A 21,818-nucleotide genomic window follows, 5' to 3' on the forward strand; every position below is an offset into this window, starting at 1 on the left:
CTACTCGCTACCTTCTACAAATCGAGCCTAATCCGCCACAAAGGACTTTTCGACTTGAGCGACGACTTCCCCCTGGGGTTACTGTTCGGCCTGCTAGCCTTACTGATACTGCTTTCTGCGTTTTTCTCCAGCTCTGAAACCGGCATGATGTCGATTAACCGCTACCGCTTGAGCCATCAAGCCAACAGCGGTGACCGCAGAGCCAAACGGGTCATGCGCCTGCTCACCCGCCCAGACCGCCTGATTGGCGTTATCCTGATCGGCAACAACTTCGTCAACAACCTGGCGGCCTCAATTGCGACCATTATCGCCATTCACTTCTTCGGCGACGTATCTGGGCCTGCAATCTCTACTGCTCTGTTGACCATCACGATTCTTATTTTTGCCGAAGTAACGCCGAAGACCTACGCCGCGATTAAACCCGAGCGGATCGCCTACCCGACCTCCTACGCCCTTGAGCCGCTGCTAAAGCTGCTTTACCCGCTCGTATGGCTGGTTAACGTGATGTCTAACGGCCTGCTCCGGTTGGTGGGCGTTAAAAGCGTTGATAACGGGGGCGATAGCCTGACCCGTGATGAGCTGCGCACGGTGGTTCACGAAGCGGGCACGCTGATCCCCTACCGCCACCGGGCAATGCTGCTATCTATTCTCGATCTTGAGAACGTCACCGTGAACGACATCATGGTGCCACGCCACGAAGTGCTGGGTATCGACCTGGATGATTCGCTCGAAGATATTTTGACCCAGATTCGCACCAGCCAGCATACCCGGCTACCGGTTTATAAAGGTGATATCAATAATATTATCGGCATGCTGCATCTGCGCAACGCGGCACGCTTTCTCTCCCGGGACGAAGTTACCAAGGCATCGATTGTTCAAGAGGCACGGGAGCCCTACTTTATTCCCGAGTCCACACCGCTCCATACCCAACTGCTCAACTTTCAAAAGCAGAAACGGCGCATCGGCATTGTGGTGGATGAGTACGGCGACGTAGAGGGCTTGGTCACCCTGGAAGATATTCTGGAAGAGATCGTGGGCGAGTTCACCACCGATGTCTCTGAAGATGAAGAGATTCACCAGCAGGACGACGGCAGCCATGTGATTGAAGGCACCGCCAATATTCGTGAGATTAACAAGATGCTCGGTTGGCAGCTGCCTACCGATGGCCCCAAAACGCTCAACGGGTTAATTCTTGAGCACCTTGAAGCTTTCCCAGAAGGCCCAGCATGCCTACAGATCGGCAATATGCGCATGGAGATTCTGGAGATCCGCGATAATCTCATTACCTCAGCACGCTGCTGGCAAAAGCTGCGGGCGCCACGCCGCTAATCAATGATAAGCGAGTTAATGGCGGTTGGCCAGATCCTGGTCAGCCGCCGCCTTTAGTGCTCTAACCCGCGCCTCGAGAAACCGCCGCAGCGCTATGTCATCGGCGTCCAGACGGTTGAGCGGGGGCCCAAAGTGCAGGCTCACCGGCGCCCGAAAACGCTTAGGGCACTTCTTTAGCGCCTTGCCATCATGGTGAGATGTCCACGACCCCCACAAGCCTGCTAACCCTGCCGGAACCACCGGCACATCGTCCCTGGCGAGAATAGCCTCTAGGCCACGCCGAAAGGCGTGAATTTCGCCATCAGGGGTCAATCGCCCTTCAGGAAAGACCATCACGACCTGCCCCTGGCGCAGCGCTGAGCTCACGTCATCCAGAGCGCGTCTCAGGGCGCCGGGGCTGCGTCGTTCAGACTCAATAGGGATTGCGCCAACCAGCTGAAACCACCATTTAAGCCAAGGCGAGTCAAAAATCGGTTGATCCATCACAAAGCGCAGCGGTCGGGGGCTAGCACCACCTAACACCAAGGCATCCATAAAACTGACGTGGTTACACACCACCAGCGCGGCCCCCTGCTTAGGGATATGCTCACGCCCATGCACCTGCAGCCGGTAGCAGAGGCGCATTGAGACAAAGATCAGCCAGCGCAGCGCCTGACGAGCCGCATTGACCCACCCACTCACGTCGCCGCCTCACGATGGCGTAGGCCCGCCAGAATGGTACTCATCAGTTGATCCAGCAGCTCATCTACTTTTAATTGCTGACCCTGCCAATAGCCCAATCGCTCATTAAGCCCTAGCTGAACTAAACCATGCACGCTGCCCCACAGCGTGCGCCCCAAACGGCGGGCTTCGAGATCATCCAGCGCTGGCTGGTAGGATTTAAGCGACGCTTCTACTTGGGTAAACAGCGCTTCGATCAAATCGCTCTGACGCTGATCAAGCTCGCCTTCTTGGGCCAGCGGGTAATCAAACAGCAGTTGCCAGCGGTAACAATCCTGCTCGGCGAACCGCCAGTAGGCACGCGCCAGCGAACGTAGCCATGGCTCAGGGTCATCGTCGATCAGGCTGGTAATGGTGTGCTGTAAACGCGCCAAGGTTTCCACATTGACGTGCTGCAATAAATTATTGAAGCTGCCATATAGCTTCAATAGGGTGCTGGGGGCACAGCCGACCTCTCTGGCCAGGGCACGCAGTGAGAGACCATGGACTGGCTGCTCAGCCAACCACTCATCACAAGCGTGCATGACCTGCGCATGGAGGGCATCGGGCGCATGCTGTCTAGGACGGGCCATGGCAATCTCTTAAGGTCAACGGCAAACAAGAAGGAAGCCTCACTGCGCTTTAGCGGGAGCAAGGGATAAGATAGGATACCTTACATCGAACACTGTTTTCGACACTAAAACGCTACATTTCGTGCTTTATTGCGCGCAGTCCCCCGCCATCCAGGTACACTTCCACGACGATTCTGCTTAAGGAGATAGCTAATGACGGGGCGATTGCATGTGCAAAATTTACCGCTGACCCGCTTATTGCCAACGCTAGCCACTCCTGAACCGTTGATTGAGTCGCCTAACCTAGCGCCTCGTAGGCCAATTTCCGCTATTCGCATAGAGCAGGGGCAGTACCGGCTCTCGTCGCTTTTCTGGGGCCTGACGCCGCCCTGGCTGGAGGTGCTGGATCACGCCCCCCACTGCGCACGGGCAGAAACCCTTGAATCACGGGCGATGTTTCGCGATGCCTTTAGCGCGCGCCGCTGCGTTATCCCGGTGAGCGGTTTCTATGTATGGAAAACCCAGCCCCGCAGCAAGCAACCCTATTTAGTGACCCAGGTATCCCGGGCGCCGTTGCTATTGGGCGCACTATGGTGCCGCTACCACACCACGTTAACGGCGTTTACCGACTCTGCCGCACTGATCACCGTGCCCGCCAACCTGCTGTTATCGCCGTTAACCGACCGCCTGCCGGTCACTATACCCAGCCATGCGTTATCCGCCTGGCTCAACCCAGACACCGATACCGAAACGCTTAATTCACTGCTAGCACCCGCACCATTGGAACTGTTGGGCGCTTTTCCGGTATCTAAACATGTCAATAATCCCGCCTACCAGTCACCGGCCTGTGCCCATCCTACCGGGTCGATGCTGCGTTGGGCTGTGTCACAGGAGCTGTAATGTTGCGATCCACTTGCATAACCCGCTGGCGTGTTTTCCCACAGTGCGCAGTGATTGGCGTTATCGCCAGCATCGCGTTAACACCACTGGCCTTCGCGGCCACCGATGACGCCGTTGCCGACGCCATTGCTGACACAGTCACCCCGATCATTAGCCCCTATGACAGCCGCGACTACCGGGTTTTGACGCTCGAGAACGGCCTCAATGTGCTGCTGGTCAGCGACCCGGAGGCAGACAAGGCGGCAGCGTCGATGAATGTGCGAGTAGGCAGCGCCCAAGATCCTGATGACCTTAAGGGGTTAGCACACTTTCTAGAGCATATGCTGTTTTTAGGCACCGAGCCCTACCCGGAATCTGATGCCTACCAGCGCTATATTTCCAATAACGCGGGCTCTCACAACGCCTTCACCGCGCAGCAGGATACCAATTACTTCTTTGATATTGAGCCATCGGCGCTGCCGGGCGCGCTTGACCGTTTCAGCGAATTTTTCCTCTCGCCGCTGTTTAACGCCGACCACCTGGAGAGCGAACGCAATATCGTTCACTCGGAGTACATGGCGCGTATTCGTGATGAGTCCCGTCGCGAAAACGATGTGCTCAACCAACTGCTCAACCCTGACAACCCCACCACCGGATTTGCCGTGGGTAGCCGGGAAACCTTAGCCAGCCCGCCTGAAGGCGAGGCAACGCTACGCGAGCGGGTGATCGATTTCTATCACCAGCATTACGACGCCAATGTAATGAACCTGGCGATTGTGGCACCACAGCCGTTGGATCAGTTGGAGGAGTGGGTAGCCGAGCGCTTTGCCGATATTCCCGACAACGACTTAAGCGTGCCGACGATTGACGCGCCGCTGGTTGATTCAGACACGCTACCCCGCTATATCGAGCGCCAGTCGCTGCAGGATCGTCGTCAATTACGCTTCTACTTCCCAGTACCCGACCCCACTGAGGACTACCGTACAAAGCCGACCCAGGTAATCGCCCACCTGCTTGGCGATGAAGGTGAAGGTAGCCTGTTAGCGGTACTGCGCGATGCAGGACTGGCCGATGGGCTTTCCGCCGGTGTGGGGCGCGGCGATGGCAACGAAGCACTATTCACTATTTCCATCAGTCTGACGCCCGCAGGCGCCGAACGCTTGGACGATATTGAAGCCACCCTGTTTGCCGCCATTGATCAACTGCGTAATGATGCCCTCGCCGAATGGCGCTACGAAGAGCAGGCAAAACTCAATGAGCAGGCCTTCCGCTTTCAGCAGTATGGCGCCCCACAGCAGGAAGCCACTCGCCTTTCAATGAGCCTATCTCGCTACCCGGTAGAGGACGTGCAGTACGCGGCCTACCGTATGGATGGCCCCGATGCAGAGCGCCAGCAGGTTTATCTTGACGCGCTAACGCCGGATAACATGCTGCGCTTCTACTCAGCACCGGATATCGAAAGCGACACTGTCTCCCCTTGGTTCAATACCCAATGGGACGAGCAAGTACCCGAACAGCCGGGCCAACCCCTGAGCGGTTTGGCACTCCCGGGGCCCAACCCCTTTATCGCCAGTGACCTGACGCTGTTGGAAGGCCAGGATGAGCGCCCCAGCCTGCTGGTCGAAACACCATCGTTTACCGCTTGGCACATGCAGGATGAGCGCTTTAATACTCCCACAGTTGAGTGGCGGGTCAGTCTGCAAAGCCCCACCGCCAGCTACTCCGCCCATGAAGCAGTGCTCACTCGGCTACTCGCCAGCTGGCTTAACGACAGTTTGAATGAATCCCTCTACCCAGCGTGGTTGGCAGGGCAGTCGTTTAGCGCTTATCCCCACGCCAGGGGCATGACACTATCGTTCTCAGGCTGGCGTGATGGCCAAACCCCGCTGATTGAACAAGCGCTTGAGCAATTAGCGCACGCAGAAATTACCGACAGCGCTTTCGAGCGGGTGCGTTATCAGCTGCAGCGCGAGTGGCGCAATGCGCCCCAAGCATCGCTCTACGGTCAAGCTAGCCGCACGCTGGGCGAAGCCCTACTCACACCACAATGGTCTACCGCTGAACTTCTCGCCGCCAGCGAGCGCTTTGACAGTGGTCACCTGGAAGATTTTCGCCAGCGCTTTCTAGATAACCTGTACGTCGATGCCATGGCGGTGGGCAACCTGGACGCTGACCTGGCGCGTGAACAAACACAGCTGATGCGTGCCAGGCTAAAACCGCGGTTAAACCGCGACGATATTGCTAACCTCACCCCACTTGCAGCAAGTGATGAGCACAGCGTGCTGCACCCTCACAGCTCTCGGGATGAGTCCTTGGTTCTGCGCTATCTGCAAGGCCGCGATCAGACGCCAGAGGAACAAGCCACCACCGCGGTGATCGCCCAGTGGCTGGAAACACCGTTCTACCAGCAACTGCGCACCGAGCAGCAGCTCGGCTACATCGTCAACGCCGGCTATTCGCCGCTGCTCGAAGCGCCAGGGGTTGCCCTTATGGTGCAATCACCCGACGTGGATAGCGGCACCATCGCCGAACGCATGGATGTGTTTCTTGATGAGGCTAACCAGCGCCTTGAACAACTCAGCGACGCTGACTTAGCGCCTTATCGCCAGGCTGTTCACGACCAGTTACGCCAACGCGATACCAGCCTTGCGGGCATGGCCAACCGCTATTGGCAAGCCACCGCGTTGGAAGATGTGCGCTTTGATCGCCGCGACCAACTGGCCGAACTAGTGCTGAACGTTAGCCTTGAGGATATTAAGGCCCTATGGCCATCGTTGCGCGAGCACACCCTGGATATACGCTTTAATCCGGGCGACGAACCCAGCGATGTCAGCGATTATCGTGAAGAGCGCTCACCCCTGCCCAAAGTGCGTGATGACAATGCGTAAAGAGAACTCCCTACAGGAGTGACCTAAACGGGTACCGGCTCAGGCGTCAAATGCTTGAGCCGGCATCATGGCTTCCACGAACATCACCAGCTCTTCCAAAATCTGCCGCTCGCGATCAGTAAGGGTTTGCTGATTGTACTGAGCGATTTCCCGCGCAAACGCCTTGAGGGTAAAGCCCGCCAGGGCCGGATCATTGATCCGCATCCAACGAAACGCTTCCCACTGCTCGCGCTCTTCGCCTTCCAACGTGTCGGGGTAACTGCGTGCACGAAAGCGAAACAACATCTCTTCCAAGCGCGGATCCTGAAACGCAAAGCGCTGCCCTACCAAATCCCACGGCTCCATCTCTCGCACCCGCTCCATCTGCTGACGGTCGGCAGCCGAGAAGAAACTGCCTGAGTAGAGCATTAGATCAGGGTCTTGTGGCGCATCGTCGTAGCCAGCACTAAATACCTCTGCGACTTTTGCGGCGACACCGCTGGCATCGCGCAGGGCTTTCCAGTGCTGCCGACAAGCCACCACATCCAAGCCTAAGCGCGCGACGATGGTGCCATACTCACCCTGTTGAGGCCCCTCAACGTCTTTCAAAGCACTGGCGGGAAACACCACCGGGCAACGGTTGATATGAATCACCTTCAGCGGAATCCGCGCCTCGCCTTCGGCTAGATCCTGCTGACTGACAAACACGCGCTCACGAACCTGCTCCGCCGACATACTCAGCATATCGCTAGGATCAACGCTCAAATCGTAAACGATCACCCCATTAGGATTTGTCGGGTGTTCGGCCAGCGGCATGACTAACGCACTACAGCCCCGGCTGGCGGGATAACGACGGGAGATATGCAGCAGCGGTTTGGCGTTGGGCAGGTCAAGCTGCTTAGCCACCGCGCGCTTACCGCGCAAACCGAGTAAATAGTCGAACAGCTTCGCATTGCGCGCCTTGAGCAAGCGGGCCAACGCGATCGTGGCCCGTACATCGGCTACCGCATCGTGGGCACCCTCATGGGCAATGCCGTTAGCTGCAGTTAAGTGCTCAAGCTTGAAGCTGGGTGCGCCGTCTTCGCGCAGCGGCCACTCAATGCCATCAGGACGCAGCGCATAAAAGGCGCGCACAACATCGATTAAATCCCAACGGGAATTGCCGTTTTGCCACTCACGGGAATAAGGGTCGAGCAAATTGCGGTAAAACAGATGGCGGGAGACTTCGTCATCAAAACGCAGGCTGTTGTAACCCACCACGCAGGTGCCCGGCTCACTCATATGGCGCTGAATCTCGCCCGCGAATTCTGCTTCGGGCAAACCATGGCGTTGGGCTTTTTGAGGCGTAATACCGGTAATCAAACAGGCGGCAGGATGAGGCAGGTAATCATCGGCGGGCTTGCAGTAGAGCTCGATCGGCTCGCCGATCTCGTTCAGGTCAGCATCAGTGCGCAGGGCTGCGAACTGTGCGGGCCGATCGCGACGCGGATCCGCCCCGAAGGTTTCATAGTCATGCCATAGAAAACTGGCAGGGGCAGCATTGGGTGGCGCCATGAACAATCACTCCGCTGGGCAGTTAAAAGCCCAAGCCTAGCACACCCGCCGCCCCTTTCGCCGCGTCTTCAGCGCTTAGGGTTAGCTTTTGGGGAGCGTAACGTTCAGTTCAAGCACTGAGCAGTTGTCTTCGCTGTCCAAGGAGATTTGAATGGCGTCGTCATCCACATGGACATAGCGACGGATCACCTCAAGTAGCTCGCGCTCAAGCATCGGCATATAGTCGGGCTGCCCGCGCTGGCTACGCTGATGCGCCACAATAATTTGCAAACGTTCTTTGGCTACCGAGGCGGATTTTCTGCGCTCACGCTTCAAGAACTCAAGCAGTTTCATCGACGACCTCCCCCGAACATACGGCTCAGCAGGCCTTTGCGTTGCATTTCATGGAAACGCAGCGGCATGTCTTCGCCGAGCAGGCGCGATACCGTATCGCTGTACGCTTGGCCCGCATCGCTGGAGATATCGTGGGTAACGGGCACGCCCTGATTAGAGGCACGCAGCACGGCCTCAGACTCAGGAATCAAGCCCAGCAGGTTAATCGCCAAAATTTCGCGGATATCATCGAGCGTCAGCATATCGCCTGAGGTCACACGCTCGGGATTATAGCGAGTCACCAACAGGTGCTCTTTGATAGGGTCTTCGCCCTGTTCGGCACGTCGGGTTTTAGAGGCCAGCAGCCCCAAAATACGGTCAGAGTCGCGCACTGACGACACTTCCGGGTTGGTGACCACAATCGCCTCGTCGGCAAAGTACATGGCCAACTGTGCACCACGCTCAATACCGGCAGGTGAATCGCAAAGAATGAAATCGAAATCTTCTTTCAATTTCTCCAGAATCTCCGCGACCCCCTCTTGGGTCAAGGCGTCTTTATCACGGGTTTGAGAAGCTGGCAAAATAAACAGATTCTCGACGCGCTTATCACGAATCAGCGCCTGGTTAAGCCCCGCTTCGCCTTGAATCACGTTGACTAAATCATACACCACGCGTCGTTCGCAGCCCATGATCAGGTCGAGATTCCGCAGGCCCACATCAAAATCAATTACGACTGTTTTTTTACCGCGCAGCGCAAGCCCCGTAGAGATGGCTGCCGCGCTAGTGGTTTTACCGACCCCTCCTTTACCAGAGGTCACTACAATTATCTTGGCCAAGAGTCACTTCCTTCTTGAAGTCGTTCGTCGCGAGCGCGAGACAGCTGGCGCTCTGCGCATAACGGGAACGTCAATGTCATCAACATGCCATACTGTAACGGATAGCGTCTTCGGCGTCGCTAGGCATGAAGCACCAACGCAGCCTCATACAAATACCTTAGCCCAGTGGCTTAATTTCAAGCTGTTCTTTTGTAAAGTGAACTTCTGCGGGCCGCCCCAGAAGCTGCGCATCAATATCTTCAGAGCGTTTGTAATTACCTGCCACTGAAAGCAGTTCAGCCTCCAATTCGCGGCAGTAAATACCCGCTTGGATATTGCCATGAATACCCGCCAACGCACGGCCACGCAGCGCGCCATAAACATGAATACTGCCAGCGGCCAGCACTTCTGCACCGGCATTCACCGCCCCAATCACCACTAAATCTCCATCAGAGGCGCTTACTTGCTGCCCCGACCGCACGGTACCGCGATAAAGCCGCGTAGCGAGCGTTGGCGCTTCCGCCTCACTTACTGCCTCCTCACGGGAGACTTCTTGGACTGGCGAATTACTGACACTTTCAAGCCCCCGGGCACGGCCCTCTGCCACTGGTGGAAACCACCCCAACCCCAGCGCCCAGGACGATTGGCGCACCGGCTCGGTGCCACCGCGTACGGCCACCGGCAACAGCTTGTGGTCACGGCACACAGCACAAATGCGTTCAAGGGCTAAGTGGGGTTCATCGAGTTTTTCCACGCTGAGCACAACCGGTGTATGCTGAAAGAAAGCAGGAGACTGGGAGAATTTGCCAGCCAACTGCTGCCGGATTTGCTCCGGATCAGCACTACTTAGCTCCATGACGGTCATCGGCAACATGCCCCCTTTGAAGGTAAAGGCCACTACGGCACTATCCACGTTAAGGCTCATGGCCGAACTCCCCGTCATGTTCAGATAAGATAAAGGTAGCGTACTATCACGCATTTCGTCGTCTAGAAACACTGTAGTCTAAAAACAGTGTGGTCTAGAAGCAGTGTGGCCTAGAAAATAGACGTTTATCACACCATAGTAAGGCCAAGCTAAGCGACAGCGCCGGTGACTGCAACCACTGAGCCGCTTTTTTCATGCTACGCATTTCATACTAGCAGGATGATTCATGCACGGACTGTTAAGACGACTGTTCGCACCTCGGTGGCAGCACCCTGACCCCGAGGTGCGCCGTCAGGCCCTCCAGCGATTGAACCCTGAGCAAGCAGAGCAGCGCCAAGCGCTGCAGTCGCTCACTCAAGATAGCGACAGCCAGATTCGCCTAGCCGCGCTGCTAGCCCTGGATGACTGCGCAGGCCTGGTCGACGCTTACTCGCACCACCAGCAGGATGAGGCCTGGTTCAATGCTATTTGCCAACGGCTCAGCGGGCGTGAAGGCCATACCGACTTGCACCAACGCCAATCCTTGGTGGAACAGATCGAAGAGCCGCGGGTACTGAGCGCGGTGGCCCTGCAGGGTGACAACCTGAATCTACGCTTGACCGCACTGAGCAAGCTGGGCGATGAAAATGATCTGATTCATCAAGCTTGCCACAACGGCGTGGCCGCCGTTCGCCATCAGGCTGCCGAACGCATTGAGGGCGAAGAGGGGCTAAAACGGTTGTTAAAAGAGGCCCGCCGCGACCGCCAAGTGGTGCGTCTGGCACGGGAACGCCTCAACCGCTTGCGTAGCGACGCCCAGTGGCTAGAAGCAGAAGCGCAGCAACGCGAAACGCTCCTGAATCAATTAGAGCAGCACGCCCGTGCGCCTTGGGAACCCCTCTATGGCGGCCGCTTTCGCCACCTTGAACGGCAGTGGGAACAGTTGAACCAGCCGCCAAGCGTGGAGCAAGAGCAGCGCTTTCATCAAGCGGTGCTCAATTGCCGCAAGACGCTTCACGACCACGAAACCCAGGAGCAGGCGCGCCAGCAGAGCGACGAGCGCCGTGAAGAAGCCGAAAACACCCGCGAACAGCTGCTTGAAGGCATCGAAGAAACCCTTGATGGCCTGCGCCACGCCTCAGCCATGACCGTGCAGGATATCGACAGCCTGCGCGCCCAGCGCCAACTATTAGGCCAACGCTGGCAGGCGCTTTCTGATATCCATCCGCCCAGTGAGACCATGCGCCAGCGCTACACGTTGGCGATTCATCACTACGACCAGTGCTTAGAGGCATGGCAGCGCTGGTGCGCGGCAAGCGCCCCCATCGAAACCGCATTGGCCAACGGCGACCACGCTACCCTCGCCACGCTGATGAGCGAATGCCAATGGCCGGATGCCTTAACGCCGCCCGCGCTGCTCGGCCGTGCCCAAGCGGCCCTCAACGCTGAAAACACTACGCCCTCGCAGCCGACAGAAGACAACGCCTCCCTAAAAGCACATGGCGCAGAACTCGACACCTTTGAGCACTTGTTAGAGCGCGGCGCCTTTAAAAGTGCCAGCCGTCTGCATCAGCGGCTAAAGCCGCGCATTGAAGCGCTGGAAAGCCCAGCCGCTCAACCGCTCAAAACGCGCTTAAAGCACTTAGCCGCCCGGCTCGCGGAATTACGCGATTGGCGGGGGTTTGTCGCCGGGCCAAAGCGCGAGCAGCTATGTGACAGCATCGAAACCCTCGCGAATGACCGCCATATGGCGGAAGAAGCACTTGACCGCCACCATCGCCAACTGGTCAAAGAGTGGAAATCACTGGGAGATGCGGCGGCTAACCGCGAACAGTCTGCTCGTTTTCGCAGCGCCTCGGATCGCATCCACGAACGTCTCGCCCCTTGGCGAGACCAGCTCAGCGAAGAGCGTGAGGCAAACCTTCAAGCCCGCGAAGCGCTGTGCGATCAGCTGGAAAACCTGCTGGCTCAGCCCGCCGAAGACGCCGACCCCGATGTGCTACGGCAAATCCGCGACAAAGCGCGCCACCAGTGGCGACACTACAGCCCCGTTCCCCGTGAACGCTCCGAGTCCGTTGGGCGGCGCTTTGGTGTCATTCGCCATCAGCTACAGGCGTTGATCGATCAGCGCGCTGAAACTATCGCCGCGCAAAAACGGGATCTGATCAGCCAGGTGAGCGCGCTGCGCAGCGACGAAAGCCAACCTCTTGCACAGCGCATTCACTTGACCAAACAGCTGCAGCAGCAGTGGCGGGCCCTGGGCCGGGCACCCAAAGGCGAAGAGCAAACGCTGTGGAAAACCTTCCGCCACGAATGTGATCAACTCTTTGCCCAGCGCGATGCGCATAAAACTGAGCAGGCAGCGCGCCAGCAACAGCAGCTTGATGAGATGCAAGCCCTCATCGACGAAATGGATAGCTGGCAGCCGATTGAGGCGAGTGAGTCGGCCACGTTGGAGCGCTTTATCGAACAAGCCAATCAACTTGAGCCGTTGCCACGCAATCGGCGCAGCGAAGGCATGCAGCGGCGGATGAGTGGCATCGTGCGTGCGCGCCGAGAACGCTTAAACCGTCTGGCGGTTGCCGATACAGTTCAACAGTGGCATGCGATCATGCCATTAGTGAGCGCTCACTTGACTGCCGACCAGCGCTACCTCGACGAAGGGATCCCAAGCAACGTGGACGCACAAGCGGCTCTCGGCACTTCACTGCCTACCGCCTTTAATGAGGCGCATAACGCACGCAATCAACAGCGCCATAGCGTAGCGGTACCGCTATCAGACGCTGATCACACTCGCATCGCCGACTCCCTCGCCAGACTGAGAGTGCACCTCTCGATGCTGGCCGTGGGTAGCGTGCGGCAGAGCGATGAGCCGCTGCGCTTGGCGATTCAGGTAGAGCGTTTGAATGAAGGCTTCAATCAAGAGCGCAGCCGTGATCAAGAAGTGATCAACATCTTGGTCGCGCTATTGGCGCTAGGGCCAATGCCAGCCACGCTATGGGACACTGAAGTAGAAGAGCTGGATAACCTGCTTAGCCGACTAGCGCGAGTCCCGCTACCTTAAGCGTTAGCAAGAAAACGGGAGGCTTATAGCCTCCCGTTTGCGCTCTCCTCTTGGGCTAATCACTAGCCCATAAACTGACCACCGTTGATATCGATGTTCGCACCGGTGATAAATCCTGACTCCTTATCGGCTAAGAAGGTAACCAGTCGACCAATCTCCTCTGGCGTGCCGTAGCGCTTCACCGGGATTGTTTCCCGGATTGCTTCGCGCACTTTTTCTGGAATATTCATGATCATATCGGTGGCGATATAGCCAGGCGATACGGTATTGACGGTAATCCCTTTGGTCGCTGTTTCCTGTGCCAGCGACATGGTCAAGCCATGCATACCGGCTTTCGCCGCCGCGTAGTTGACCTGGCCAAACTGACCTTTACGACCATTGATGGATGAAATATTAATAATTCGACCATAGCCATTCTCAAGCATCATCTCAATGACACTTCGGCAGGTGTTAAAAACGCTGTTGAGATTGGTATCGAGCACTTCGTACCACTGCTCGTAAGACATTTTTTTCATGGTGCCATCACGGGTGATCCCCGCACAGTTCACCAACACACTAATAGGGCCATACTTGTCGTGGATTTGGCGGGCTCCTTCCAGGCAGGCGTTGTGGTCAGAAAGGTCGATACCCGACAATTCGATATTGCGATAGCCGTCGGCGTGCTGCGTTTCTAGCCAGGTCTTAGCCTTGTCGGGGTTGCGATAACCCGCCACGACCAGATATCCCGCATCTGCCAACGAACGACAAATTGCCGTACCGATACCACCAGTTCCACCAGTTACCCAGGCGACGGGGGCTTGATTGGCCATTGACTACCTCCCTGAAATGACAAATGGCTTGGATCTCAAAGCACGCACATCGCGCCGCAAGCCATTGTGAATAAGCGCGACTGCGCCTGTATTACCCTAGTGCATAATTTTCTTGAACAATGCACCAACGTAAGCTTTTTGTTATGGCTATATAAAGCATAGCTGCACTTACCCCATGTTGCCGCAGGTCATAATCAACGGCTATAAGCCAAACGTGTTAATCACCCTATTGACTTCACCTAAAACTTCTGTAGAATACGCCACACGTTGATGCGGGGTGGAGCAGTCTGGTAGCTCGTCGGGCTCATAACCCGAAGGTCATCGGTTCAAATCCGGTCCCCGCTACCAATATTTTGAAAGGCAGATCAGTTACTTACTGACCTGCCTTTTTTGTGTTTATTAGCATACTAATATCCTGTGACACATATGTGACGTATATGTGCCACATTAGCTTTCTCTATTTCTTCAGCAATTTCTTCTAACGACCTTCAGGCGACTTACTCCACCGCCTCTAATCATTTCCCTTTGTAGCACGTTCTTCCTGAAATTCTAGCAAATCACCCACCTCACAATTGAAAAGCCTGCATAGCTTATCCAGTGCATCCAGCTCGATTCGCTGAGCAGTTTCTTTATAAAGAAGCGTAACAGTATTGCGGTTAAGTCCTGTTTCACGCGCAACATCCACGATCTTCATTTTGTGCTCACCCATCAAGCGCGCGAGATGACAACGAACCATCAAAACCTCCTGTAAATGCTTTTTGTCATCCTGAATGGCAAAAAACGCTTGCAAATGGTTTTTTGCTGTCTAAAATGTCATTCAGGATGGCATTCTGATATTTGGAATGCCTTTTAGTCACGCAGAATACCACTCCTTTTGGAGGTTTTCGATGGAATCATCCTATACCTATCTCACGACCGAAGAGCTTGCCCAGCGCATCAAGTACGACTGTCGTACTATCCGACAGCAGCTAAAAGACAGCGTCCTTATCGAGGGCACCCACTACATCAAGCCATTTGGCCGACGGAAAATTTTGTTCTTGTGGGAAGCCGTTGAAAAAGAAATGCTTAAAGCCGCTCATGGCACTATTTCCATTCCGATGGCAAATGGAGGCTATAGCCATGGGTAAGGTTCGCCAACGAAAAGAGACGGGTAAGCTCTATCTGGATTTTTTCTACCAAGGCCTGCGGTTACGTGAGCAAACTGCACTGAAAGACACGCCTACTAACAGAAAAAAGGTGGAGCAATTACTGGCAAAGGTAGAAGCAAAAATTTTGCTAGATGATCTCGACTATGCTGAGTTTTTCCCTGGCAGTAAAAATTTACAGAAGTTGGGGTTAAATAACGCCGCTAAAAATCAATCTCTTCAACCTGCACAGATCGAGAACACTCAACCGGCTGTGGAGACACCGCTCTTCAACGTTTTTTCTGATCAGTGGTTCGACGAGAGCAAAATCCAATGGCGTGCTTCCCACGTACGCAATGTGAGTTCGATCCTGGATAGCTCACTTAAGCCAGCGTTTGGGAAAAAACACATCGGAGATATCACCAAGGCGGACATCCTGGCGTTCCGCACCAAACTAGCCAAACGCAAGGGCCGTGGTACCACAGGGCTGGTTTCGTCCAAAACGATCAACAGCCATATGTCCATTTTGCGTATGGTGCTCGATGAGGCGGCCGAGCGGTTCGATTTTGAGACACCGTACAAAAATATCAAGCCGCTAAAGCTACAGAAGACGCATATCGAGCCGTTTTCGCTTCATGAGGTACAACGCATCATCGACAATGTCCGCCCAGACTATTGCAACTATTACACCGTGCGCTTCTTTACCGGCATGCGTACTGGTGAAGTCGATGGACTGAAGTGGAAAAACATTGATTTTGCTAAGCGTGAAATCTTAGTTCGCGAAACATTGATCAATGGCGAAACGGAATACACCAAGACCGATGGCTCGCAGCGTGAAATCCCCATGTTTGGTCAAGTGTATGAAGCGCTAAAAACGCAGTACGCCGCCACTGGGAATATGAGCCAATACGTGTTCTGCAATCAGTTGGGGCAGCCGCTTGATCACAATAACGTGACGAAGCGCGTGTGGTATCCCTTGCTGAAGTCTCTGGGGCTGACCAAACGTCGGCCTTATCAAACACGCCATACCGCCGCGACGCTCTTTCTGGCCTCAGGTGAAAACCCGGAATGGGTGGCGCGAATGCTGGGCCACAGTTCAACCGAGATGCTGTTCAAGGTCTATTCCCGTTACGTCCCCAATGCCACCCGTATGGATGGCTCTGCCTTTGAGCGTTTGTTAGGCAACACCACGCCCACTAAGCCCCAGAAGGAGCATCGTCATGAAACGGCTTGATAAAGTCCCGACTCACCTGTCTCGCAACTTCACGGGCACTTACCGCCTTACTGGACGCGTGGTGGAGTTTGATAACGCGAAAACGCCTTTCTTAAAGCTGCGGCTGAGCGATTGCGTGGGGGATCAAATCGCGATGCTCAATTTGAGCAAAACAACGGTACCTGAGCGCATCGGCCATCTGGACTTTGTTACCGCTTCCGGAGTGAAGTGTTTGTCAGGCCAATTCATCCTTGATGAGTTCCGTAGGGCGTCCCGGGATGAAGTGACCTCTATGGATACCCTGCAATCCTTACCACGCGTGTACTCCCCGATGCCAGAGGTATTCGATAAGCTAGTCGCGACCGTACAGTCGCTTCAATCAGACTGCCTTCGCGCGTTTTTGACGCGGGTACTGGAACGCAAGGATCGGCTTGAAGCTTTTTTGAATGCACCCGCCAGCGTCAATTATCACCATGCGTATCCAGGTGGTTTGCTACAGCATTCGCTGGAAGTTGCCAATCACTCAGTGGCTATGCTGCGCCTTAACGAACCAACCATACCTCGACTCATGCAGGAAGCCTGTTTTGTGGGAGGGTTATTGCACGATATTGGTAAGACATATACTTATGATTCCAAAGGCAAGCCAAATGCCGCCTGGAAGCTGTGCAGCCATGACGTGTTTACGCTAGAGGCTTGTGCCTACGGGCTTACATACTTGGATGCACATGAACCCGACATTGCGATGACACTTCGCCATTTGTGGACATGTGCTTCGCCAGGCGCTCGTTACGGCCATCCCGCAGCAATGACGTTGGCCCGCTATATTCGTGACGCGGATGGGCAAAGCGCGATGGCCGATAACCAACAGCGGGCTTTTCGCCGTCAAACTAGCAAGGGATTTGGCCGACTCGGACAAAACCTTTTTTGGCAGCCTCAACTACCTGCCGCAGCATCTCATTGATGCCGTCTTCTACTTTTCGACCTGAGCCGTCAGCTTTTGGTGTGGCGGTTCTATCAAAGCAAAAGAAAAATTTTATGACCATGCCAAATGAACGCACACGCTCGGTCATTTAAGCCCGTGAATTCTTAATCGAGCTTAGTCATAACACAGGTCTTTCAGAAACCACCCGCAGGCAAACAAAGCAGCTATTAAGGCATGTCCCTTCACGGATGGATATGCTTGGCGCTGGCCAACTGGAGGAGCACCTTACTGATGGGACTATATTCCAGCCTATTTTCAGCTCTGCTATTGAGGGACTCTAAAGTGTAGCGCTACTCAATCAAGGGGTGACTTCGGTGGCGTCAGCGCTGTCGGCTTCTTAACGCCCTTCCAGGCCTTGAGCGTGGCGAGCGGGTAACCGATATCGCACTATCTTGTGGCTATGACAGTATATATCCGCATTCATCACGGCCTTTCGCGAGCAGCTAGGCGCTACACCCGGCGAGTTTTTTCGTGAATCACCCATGCTATGAAAACCTGCAAAATACTGACCTCTTTATTCCCTGGATTCATAGAATAACCGCAGCACTTTGGATCACAAGGTAAAGGAAGGAGGGCCAGCGCCGGTATCCTCTCTGCCTTACCTACCAAAGTGAAGCAGAGCATGGGATGCCGACAATTCACTAAGATCCAATGATACCAAATTATTGCCTATCTTGAGACAGGCATCAGCCAGCGACAGATAGTTAAGTCCATTGGTGTCCACAGCAGCACCATTAGCGCAACGGTCTGACCAGTGGTTATGCGCCTGAACAGGCCCAATTAAAAAGTGATCAGCGTCGACGTAGTGCTTGGAAAGTGACTAAACGACTGCCAAGCCTGATTCGCTGTGTCGTAGGTCAATTGACGGACGAATGGAGCCCTCAGCAAATCAGTGGATTTATGCATTAATTTGGGACGACAAGAAACACGGCGGCGAATTATGGAGGCGACTCCGGCTACATCGCAGCGGAGTTATCAGAGCCAGTTAGCCAAGCATGCGGGATTGGGCAAGACCCCACCCCGGGTGGGCATTGAACAGCCCCGCTGAAGTGGAAGAACGCCGCCATATTGGCCATTGGGAAGGCGATACGGTGCTCAAGGGCCACAAAGAACCCGGCCGGTGACCCTTGGTCGAGAGACGCAGCGGATACCTCTTGGCAGCGCGCCTGCCGACAATCACGGCCACTGGAACGGCCAAAGCGATGACCCGGTTATTAAAACCACGCCGAGGTGCAGTGCAAACCATCACCTTGGATAACGGTTCGAAATTCGCCGAGCACCGACAGGTTGCCAAGGCCGTCTCAGCCAAGACCTATTTTTGCGACCCGTACCGCTCATGCCAGCGTGGCACCAATGAAAACACCAATGGACTGATTCGCCAATATTTCCCGAAAGGGACGGACTTCCGAAAGGTGAGCGACTCAGCCCTGAGGCAAGTCGTTGCCAAGATGAATAATCGCCCCAGAAAACGCTTGGGGTATCGGACACCGGCACAAGTGTTCCTGGGAGAGTATTCAGGGGCGCTGAAAACCGCGGGTGCTGCGCTTAATGTTTGAATTCAGGCTACCGGATAGCTCTTGTTACTTGCTGGCGGCGGATTTTGATAAGGGGGACTGGAAAGCGGATGTTCGTGCACTAGCCCAGGTCTGTCGTGGTGAAGGCGTACCCTATCTTGTGGAGATTTCTCGGTCCGGTGCGGGTGCCCATCTATGGGTTTTCTTTTCAGAAGCTGTTCAAGCTTCGTCAGCGAGGAGGTTGGGATTCAAATTGTTGGATAAGGCCATGGAGCTTCATCCAGGCTTATCCTTCGACTCCTATGACCGGCTATTTCCTAACCAAGACACCATGCCTGATGGTGGATTTGGCAATCTGATTGCCCTGCCGCTTCAACACGAGGCGCGAAGTCGCGGATGCACCGTCTTCGTCGACGACAACTTTACGCCATACCCGGATCAATGGGCACTGCTCAGTCAGCAACAGACACTTTCATCAGCTCAGCTTGAAGAGCTGATCGGCAAGGAGGCTAATTCCGGTGTGACTGCAGATACTGTGTTGCCGTGGGAGTCAACGTTACCGGTTGATACCGGGAAGCTTTCTGGATGTCCTGAAAGCTTTACGCTCATCCTGACCAGTCACATTCATATAAAGTTATCAGGCATTCCAGGAACATTGGCGGCACGAATAAAGCGAATGGCCAGCTTTGCTAATCCTGTATTTTTCAAAACACAGTCGCTTCGTTTCTCGACGCATGGCATCCCTCGCTACATATCATGCGCCCATATTGAGCAAGGTTATCTTTCTATTCCCAGAGGCTGCTTGGATGAGCTTCAAGATCTGCTGCTGGAACAGGGAATCACGGTGGACATTGATGACCGTATAATATCAGGCCAGTTTTTACCTGGAGTCAGCCTAAAAGCAACGCTGCGTGGCGACCAGGATAAGGCGGTGCAGGCACTTGTCCAACACGATACCGGAATACTTCATGCACCGACCGCTTTCGGTAAAACCGTAACGGCTATTGGCGTGATAACCAGGCGGCAAGTCAACACACTGATCCTCACGCACAGTCGTCAGCTACTTGATCAATGGAAGGAGCGACTCGACACCTTCCTTGAGGGGGCGCCCATCGGTGTAATTGGCGGCGGTAAAAAGAAACCTACTGGGCAGGTCGACGTTGCCACTTACCAAAGCTTGATCAATAAGAAAGACAATACGGTCTCGAAGCTGATCAAGGAGTACGGGCAAGTCATCATCGATGAATGCCATCATATCTCAGCGCCACGTTACGAGATGTTGCTTAATGAGGTCAGCGCTCGATACGTCATTGGTTTGACAGCAACGCCTGATCGTCAGGATGGCCACCAAAAAATCATGTTGATGGTTGCAGGGCCCATTCGTCACAAAGCCCAGGCGCAACACAGTAACCGATTTATCCAACGCGTCATTGTTCGAGAGCATCACGAAACGCCACCCACCCACATCTGCCAGCCTAGTGAGCGGCCCCATATCGCATCGGTTTACCATTGGCTTGCCCAGAGCAGCGCCCGAAATGAGGCCATTGTTCAGGATGTTGCAAGCTGTGCGCACAACCAAGCAAATTGCCTTGTGCTGACGGAACGACGAGAACATGCCGAGACCTTGGCGACAATGCTGGATGCTGAATCCATATCGTCAGTTATCTTACGTGGTGGAATGCGCGTCAAAGAGCGCCAGTCGGCAGAAAAAGAGTTGCATAGGGTTCAAGTCATCGTTGCAACCGGGAAATACATTGGAGAAGGCTTTGACTTGCCTCGACTGGACACCTTGTTTTTAGCTCTGCCCATCGCATGGAAAGGAACGCTGTCACAGTATGCAGGCAGACTCCATCGAGATACCGAAGAAAAACTAGAAGTCACTGTCTATGATTACTTGGATACTGGCCTGCCTATGCTTGAGCGAATGTTCCGAAAGCGTGAGAAAGGCTATAAGGCTATGGGGTATAAGTTTATCGCTTCCGGGCAAACCAGATTGTTTTAGCCTTTGAGAGGCAGTCAGTCGTTAAAAGCTCATCAAGTGAACTGAGGCCAAGAATTTCTTCACTTGTCTAGCTGAACCCAGTTTATCTGGTCACTCTCAGGCGGCTACTTCCTTCTCGTCTTCAATCTCCAGTTCGAGATGGAAGTTAGCTGGCCCCGTCAGGTTGACCAAAGCATCGAGACTGAACTTATTAATACGGCCGTTCAGCAAGTCGTTGAGGCGGGGTTGGGTGATTCCCAGACGATGTGCAGCCTCTTTCTGAGTAATATCCCACTCCCTTACACGGCCAGCAATCCTCGCCATGAGCTCGGAGCGCAGCCGCATGTTCAGCGCCTCTTCAGGAGTGTCCTCGATGGCGTCCCACACACTGTCGTAATACTCGATGGCCATTTTCTAACCTCGCTTGGTGGTTGGGCTCAGGGCAGCTCCTTGTATCGCTGCTTGCCCAAGTCGATGTCTTTTTTGGCGGTCTGCTGGGTTTTCTTCTGGAAGCAGTGGAGCACAAATACCGCATCGCCCCGGTTGGCCACGTAGAAGACCCGAAAGGCGCCGTTGTGTTCCCGAATGCGGATTTCCATGACACCAGGGCCAACGCTTGGCATTGGGCGGAAATCGTCCGGCTGGCCTCCAGCCTGAATCTTGTCTATCTGAAACCCCGCTTCTCGCTTGGCGTCCAGAGAGAAGTCGCGCAGCCGATCCTTCGAGTCTCCAACGAATGCAACAGGTTTCTTGCGCGCCACGCTGGCTCCTTGACTGCCATAAGTTTATATCAGTTCAGATATAATAAACTCATCAATCGAATGCTTCAAGCTGCTTCCACTGTAGCCGTATCACCAATAAGATGCCGTTGACTATTCGCACCTGGGTTGGCGATCTCAATGACCCAATGCAATATCTGACCCTCCGGTATGGTTTTGCCACGACTCACTGCTATTGCGACCTCTCTACTAAAGACCGAGCCGCCATCATGCAGATGCGGGTTCACTACTAAATCCGAACCATCGCCCGACAATTGGAACATCCGCCCAGCGCCATCTCACGGGAACTGGCATACCAAACAATCCGTTCTGACAAAACCTATGATGCCAGCCTCGCCGGTTTCAGAGTCCGGCTAACCCGCTGCCGACCTCAGCAGCAGCCTAACGGTCATTTATGCTGTAAATTTTACATTTTATTTTG

The 21,818-nt window shown here is 54.7% G+C and carries 18 protein-coding genes, 1 tRNA gene and 2 pseudogenes; 11 read left to right on the plus strand and 10 right to left on the minus strand.

The window, feature by feature from the left end:
• The first annotated feature begins 54 nt into the window (after positions 1-54).
• On the plus strand, positions 55-1,329 hold the full coding sequence (locus AC4EYZ_RS09300; protein ID WP_009288263.1) for an HlyC/CorC family transporter: 1,275 nt from the start codon (positions 55-57) through the stop codon (positions 1,327-1,329).
• Between the two features lie 15 nt (positions 1,330-1,344).
• Here the strand turns inward: AC4EYZ_RS09300 and AC4EYZ_RS09305 are convergent, their stop codons facing one another.
• Together AC4EYZ_RS09305 and AC4EYZ_RS09310 are read right to left on the minus strand one after the other, a co-directional pair.
• Positions 1,345-1,953, minus strand: a complete 609-nt coding sequence (locus AC4EYZ_RS09305) for a 1-acyl-sn-glycerol-3-phosphate acyltransferase (RefSeq protein WP_217920682.1) — start codon at positions 1,951-1,953, stop codon at positions 1,345-1,347.
• Positions 1,954-2,006: 53 nt separating this feature from the next.
• A complete protein-coding gene (locus AC4EYZ_RS09310) occupies positions 2,007-2,621 on the minus strand; it encodes a TetR/AcrR family transcriptional regulator (protein ID WP_027957733.1) in 615 nt (204 codons plus the stop codon).
• 192 nt (positions 2,622-2,813) lie between these two features.
• Between AC4EYZ_RS09310 and AC4EYZ_RS09315 the strand changes: the two genes are divergently transcribed.
• The gene (locus AC4EYZ_RS09315) at positions 2,814-3,500 is read left to right on the plus strand and encodes an SOS response-associated peptidase (protein WP_009288261.1); all 687 of its coding nucleotides are present in this window, start codon (positions 2,814-2,816) and stop codon (positions 3,498-3,500) included.
• A complete protein-coding gene (locus AC4EYZ_RS09320) occupies positions 3,500-6,367 on the plus strand; it encodes an insulinase family protein (RefSeq protein WP_027965460.1) in 2,868 nt (955 codons plus the stop codon). The genes AC4EYZ_RS09315 and AC4EYZ_RS09320 overlap by 1 nt, the downstream gene beginning before the upstream one ends.
• 39 nt (positions 6,368-6,406) lie before the next feature.
• Here the strand turns inward: AC4EYZ_RS09320 and sbcB are convergent, their stop codons facing one another.
• The 4 genes from sbcB to minC all read right to left on the minus strand — a co-directional run bounded on the left by sbcB (position 6,407) and on the right by minC (position 9,952).
• On the minus strand, positions 6,407-7,900 hold the full coding sequence (gene sbcB / locus AC4EYZ_RS09325) for an exodeoxyribonuclease I (protein ID WP_039860366.1): 1,494 nt from the start codon (positions 7,898-7,900) through the stop codon (positions 6,407-6,409).
• Positions 7,901-7,981: 81 nt separating this feature from the next.
• Positions 7,982-8,233 carry a cell division topological specificity factor MinE gene (minE, locus tag AC4EYZ_RS09330; protein WP_007111776.1) on the minus strand — a complete coding sequence of 84 codons (252 nt, stop codon included), beginning with the start codon at positions 8,231-8,233 and terminating at the stop codon, positions 7,982-7,984.
• A complete protein-coding gene (gene minD, locus AC4EYZ_RS09335) occupies positions 8,230-9,048 on the minus strand; it encodes a septum site-determining protein MinD (protein WP_027957730.1) in 819 nt (272 codons plus the stop codon). The genes minE and minD overlap by 4 nt, the downstream gene beginning before the upstream one ends.
• A 157-nt stretch (positions 9,049-9,205) precedes the next feature.
• Complete coding sequence (minC, locus tag AC4EYZ_RS09340) at positions 9,206-9,952, minus strand: septum site-determining protein MinC (RefSeq protein ID WP_027957729.1); 747 nt, start codon at positions 9,950-9,952, stop codon at positions 9,206-9,208.
• A 226-nt stretch (positions 9,953-10,178) separates the two neighbouring features.
• On the opposite strand from minC, the gene AC4EYZ_RS09345 reads away from it, so the two are divergent.
• Positions 10,179-12,995, plus strand: coding sequence for a DUF349 domain-containing protein (locus AC4EYZ_RS09345; protein WP_027957728.1), 2,817 nt, complete (start codon positions 10,179-10,181; stop codon positions 12,993-12,995).
• Between the two features lie 62 nt (positions 12,996-13,057).
• On the opposite strand, the gene phbB is transcribed toward AC4EYZ_RS09345, so the two are convergent.
• Entirely contained in the window at positions 13,058-13,804 is a 747-nt protein-coding gene (gene phbB / locus AC4EYZ_RS09350) for an acetoacetyl-CoA reductase (RefSeq protein ID WP_009288260.1), read from the minus strand.
• 271 nt (positions 13,805-14,075) lie between these two features.
• Between phbB and AC4EYZ_RS09355 the strand changes: the two genes are divergently transcribed.
• A tRNA-Met gene (locus AC4EYZ_RS09355) sits at positions 14,076-14,152 on the plus strand.
• A 163-nt stretch (positions 14,153-14,315) separates the two neighbouring features.
• Here AC4EYZ_RS09355 and AC4EYZ_RS09360 read toward each other — a convergent pair.
• Positions 14,316-14,594: a helix-turn-helix domain-containing protein gene (locus tag AC4EYZ_RS09360; RefSeq protein WP_490204233.1), complete on the minus strand. Its 279-nt coding sequence runs from the start codon at positions 14,592-14,594 to the stop codon at positions 14,316-14,318.
• Positions 14,595-14,691: 97 nt separating this feature from the next.
• Here AC4EYZ_RS09360 and AC4EYZ_RS09365 point away from each other — a divergent pair, with 97 nt between their 5' ends.
• From AC4EYZ_RS09365 to AC4EYZ_RS09390, 6 genes and pseudogenes are all read left to right on the plus strand, one after another.
• Complete coding sequence (locus AC4EYZ_RS09365) at positions 14,692-14,931, plus strand: hypothetical protein (protein WP_027957726.1); 240 nt, start codon at positions 14,692-14,694, stop codon at positions 14,929-14,931.
• A complete protein-coding gene (locus AC4EYZ_RS09370; protein WP_474193053.1) occupies positions 14,924-16,162 on the plus strand; it encodes a tyrosine-type recombinase/integrase in 1,239 nt (412 codons plus the stop codon). The genes AC4EYZ_RS09365 and AC4EYZ_RS09370 overlap by 8 nt, the downstream gene beginning before the upstream one ends.
• On the plus strand, positions 16,149-17,102 hold the full coding sequence (locus AC4EYZ_RS09375; RefSeq protein ID WP_474193054.1) for a TraI domain-containing protein: 954 nt from the start codon (positions 16,149-16,151) through the stop codon (positions 17,100-17,102). Before AC4EYZ_RS09370 ends, AC4EYZ_RS09375 begins: the two co-directional genes overlap by 14 nt.
• A gap of 125 nt (positions 17,103-17,227) precedes the next feature.
• Positions 17,228-17,404: pseudogene (locus AC4EYZ_RS09380) on the plus strand (BPSL0761 family protein); the annotation flags it as partial.
• 380 nt (positions 17,405-17,784) lie between these two features.
• Positions 17,785-18,679: pseudogene (locus AC4EYZ_RS09385) on the plus strand (IS30 family transposase).
• Complete coding sequence (locus AC4EYZ_RS09390; RefSeq protein ID WP_474192938.1) at positions 18,672-20,639, plus strand: TOTE conflict system archaeo-eukaryotic primase domain-containing protein; 1,968 nt, start codon at positions 18,672-18,674, stop codon at positions 20,637-20,639. Before AC4EYZ_RS09385 ends, AC4EYZ_RS09390 begins: the two are co-directional and overlap by 8 nt.
• Positions 20,640-20,735: 96 nt before the next feature.
• Here AC4EYZ_RS09390 and AC4EYZ_RS09395 read toward each other — a convergent pair whose 3' ends face one another.
• Complete coding sequence (locus AC4EYZ_RS09395) at positions 20,736-21,029, minus strand: helix-turn-helix domain-containing protein (RefSeq protein WP_317507503.1); 294 nt, start codon at positions 21,027-21,029, stop codon at positions 20,736-20,738.
• Positions 21,030-21,055: 26 nt separating this feature from the next.
• Positions 21,056-21,379, minus strand: coding sequence for a type II toxin-antitoxin system RelE/ParE family toxin (locus AC4EYZ_RS09400; RefSeq protein ID WP_035565904.1), 324 nt, complete (start codon positions 21,377-21,379; stop codon positions 21,056-21,058).
• Between the last annotated feature and the right edge of the window lie 439 nt (positions 21,380-21,818).

It is taken from the genome of Vreelandella sp. 162(4c) (genome assembly GCF_058152265.1).

Coding starts and splice junctions, on each gene's coding strand:
- AC4EYZ_RS09365 (WP_027957726.1), top strand. CDS start 14,692: ATGGAATCATCCTATACCTATCTCACGACCGAAGAGCTTGCCCAGCGC.
- AC4EYZ_RS09320 (WP_027965460.1), top strand. CDS start 3,500: ATGTTGCGATCCACTTGCATAACCCGCTGGCGTGTTTTCCCACAGTGC.
- AC4EYZ_RS09305 (WP_217920682.1), bottom strand. CDS start 1,953: ATGCGCCTCTGCTACCGGCTGCAGGTGCATGGGCGTGAGCATATCCCT.
- AC4EYZ_RS09390 (WP_474192938.1), top strand. CDS start 18,672: ATGTTTGAATTCAGGCTACCGGATAGCTCTTGTTACTTGCTGGCGGCG.
- AC4EYZ_RS09370 (WP_474193053.1), top strand. CDS start 14,924: ATGGGTAAGGTTCGCCAACGAAAAGAGACGGGTAAGCTCTATCTGGAT.
- AC4EYZ_RS09395 (WP_317507503.1), bottom strand. CDS start 21,029: ATGGCCATCGAGTATTACGACAGTGTGTGGGACGCCATCGAGGACACT.
- AC4EYZ_RS09310 (WP_027957733.1), bottom strand. CDS start 2,621: ATGGCCCGTCCTAGACAGCATGCGCCCGATGCCCTCCATGCGCAGGTC.
- AC4EYZ_RS09345 (WP_027957728.1), top strand. CDS start 10,179: ATGCACGGACTGTTAAGACGACTGTTCGCACCTCGGTGGCAGCACCCT.
- phbB (WP_009288260.1), bottom strand. CDS start 13,804: ATGGCCAATCAAGCCCCCGTCGCCTGGGTAACTGGTGGAACTGGTGGT.
- sbcB (WP_039860366.1), bottom strand. CDS start 7,900: ATGGCGCCACCCAATGCTGCCCCTGCCAGTTTTCTATGGCATGACTAT.
- minE (WP_007111776.1), bottom strand. CDS start 8,233: ATGAAACTGCTTGAGTTCTTGAAGCGTGAGCGCAGAAAATCCGCCTCG.
- minC (WP_027957729.1), bottom strand. CDS start 9,952: ATGAGCCTTAACGTGGATAGTGCCGTAGTGGCCTTTACCTTCAAAGGG.
- AC4EYZ_RS09375 (WP_474193054.1), top strand. CDS start 16,149: ATGAAACGGCTTGATAAAGTCCCGACTCACCTGTCTCGCAACTTCACG.
- AC4EYZ_RS09315 (WP_009288261.1), top strand. CDS start 2,814: ATGACGGGGCGATTGCATGTGCAAAATTTACCGCTGACCCGCTTATTG.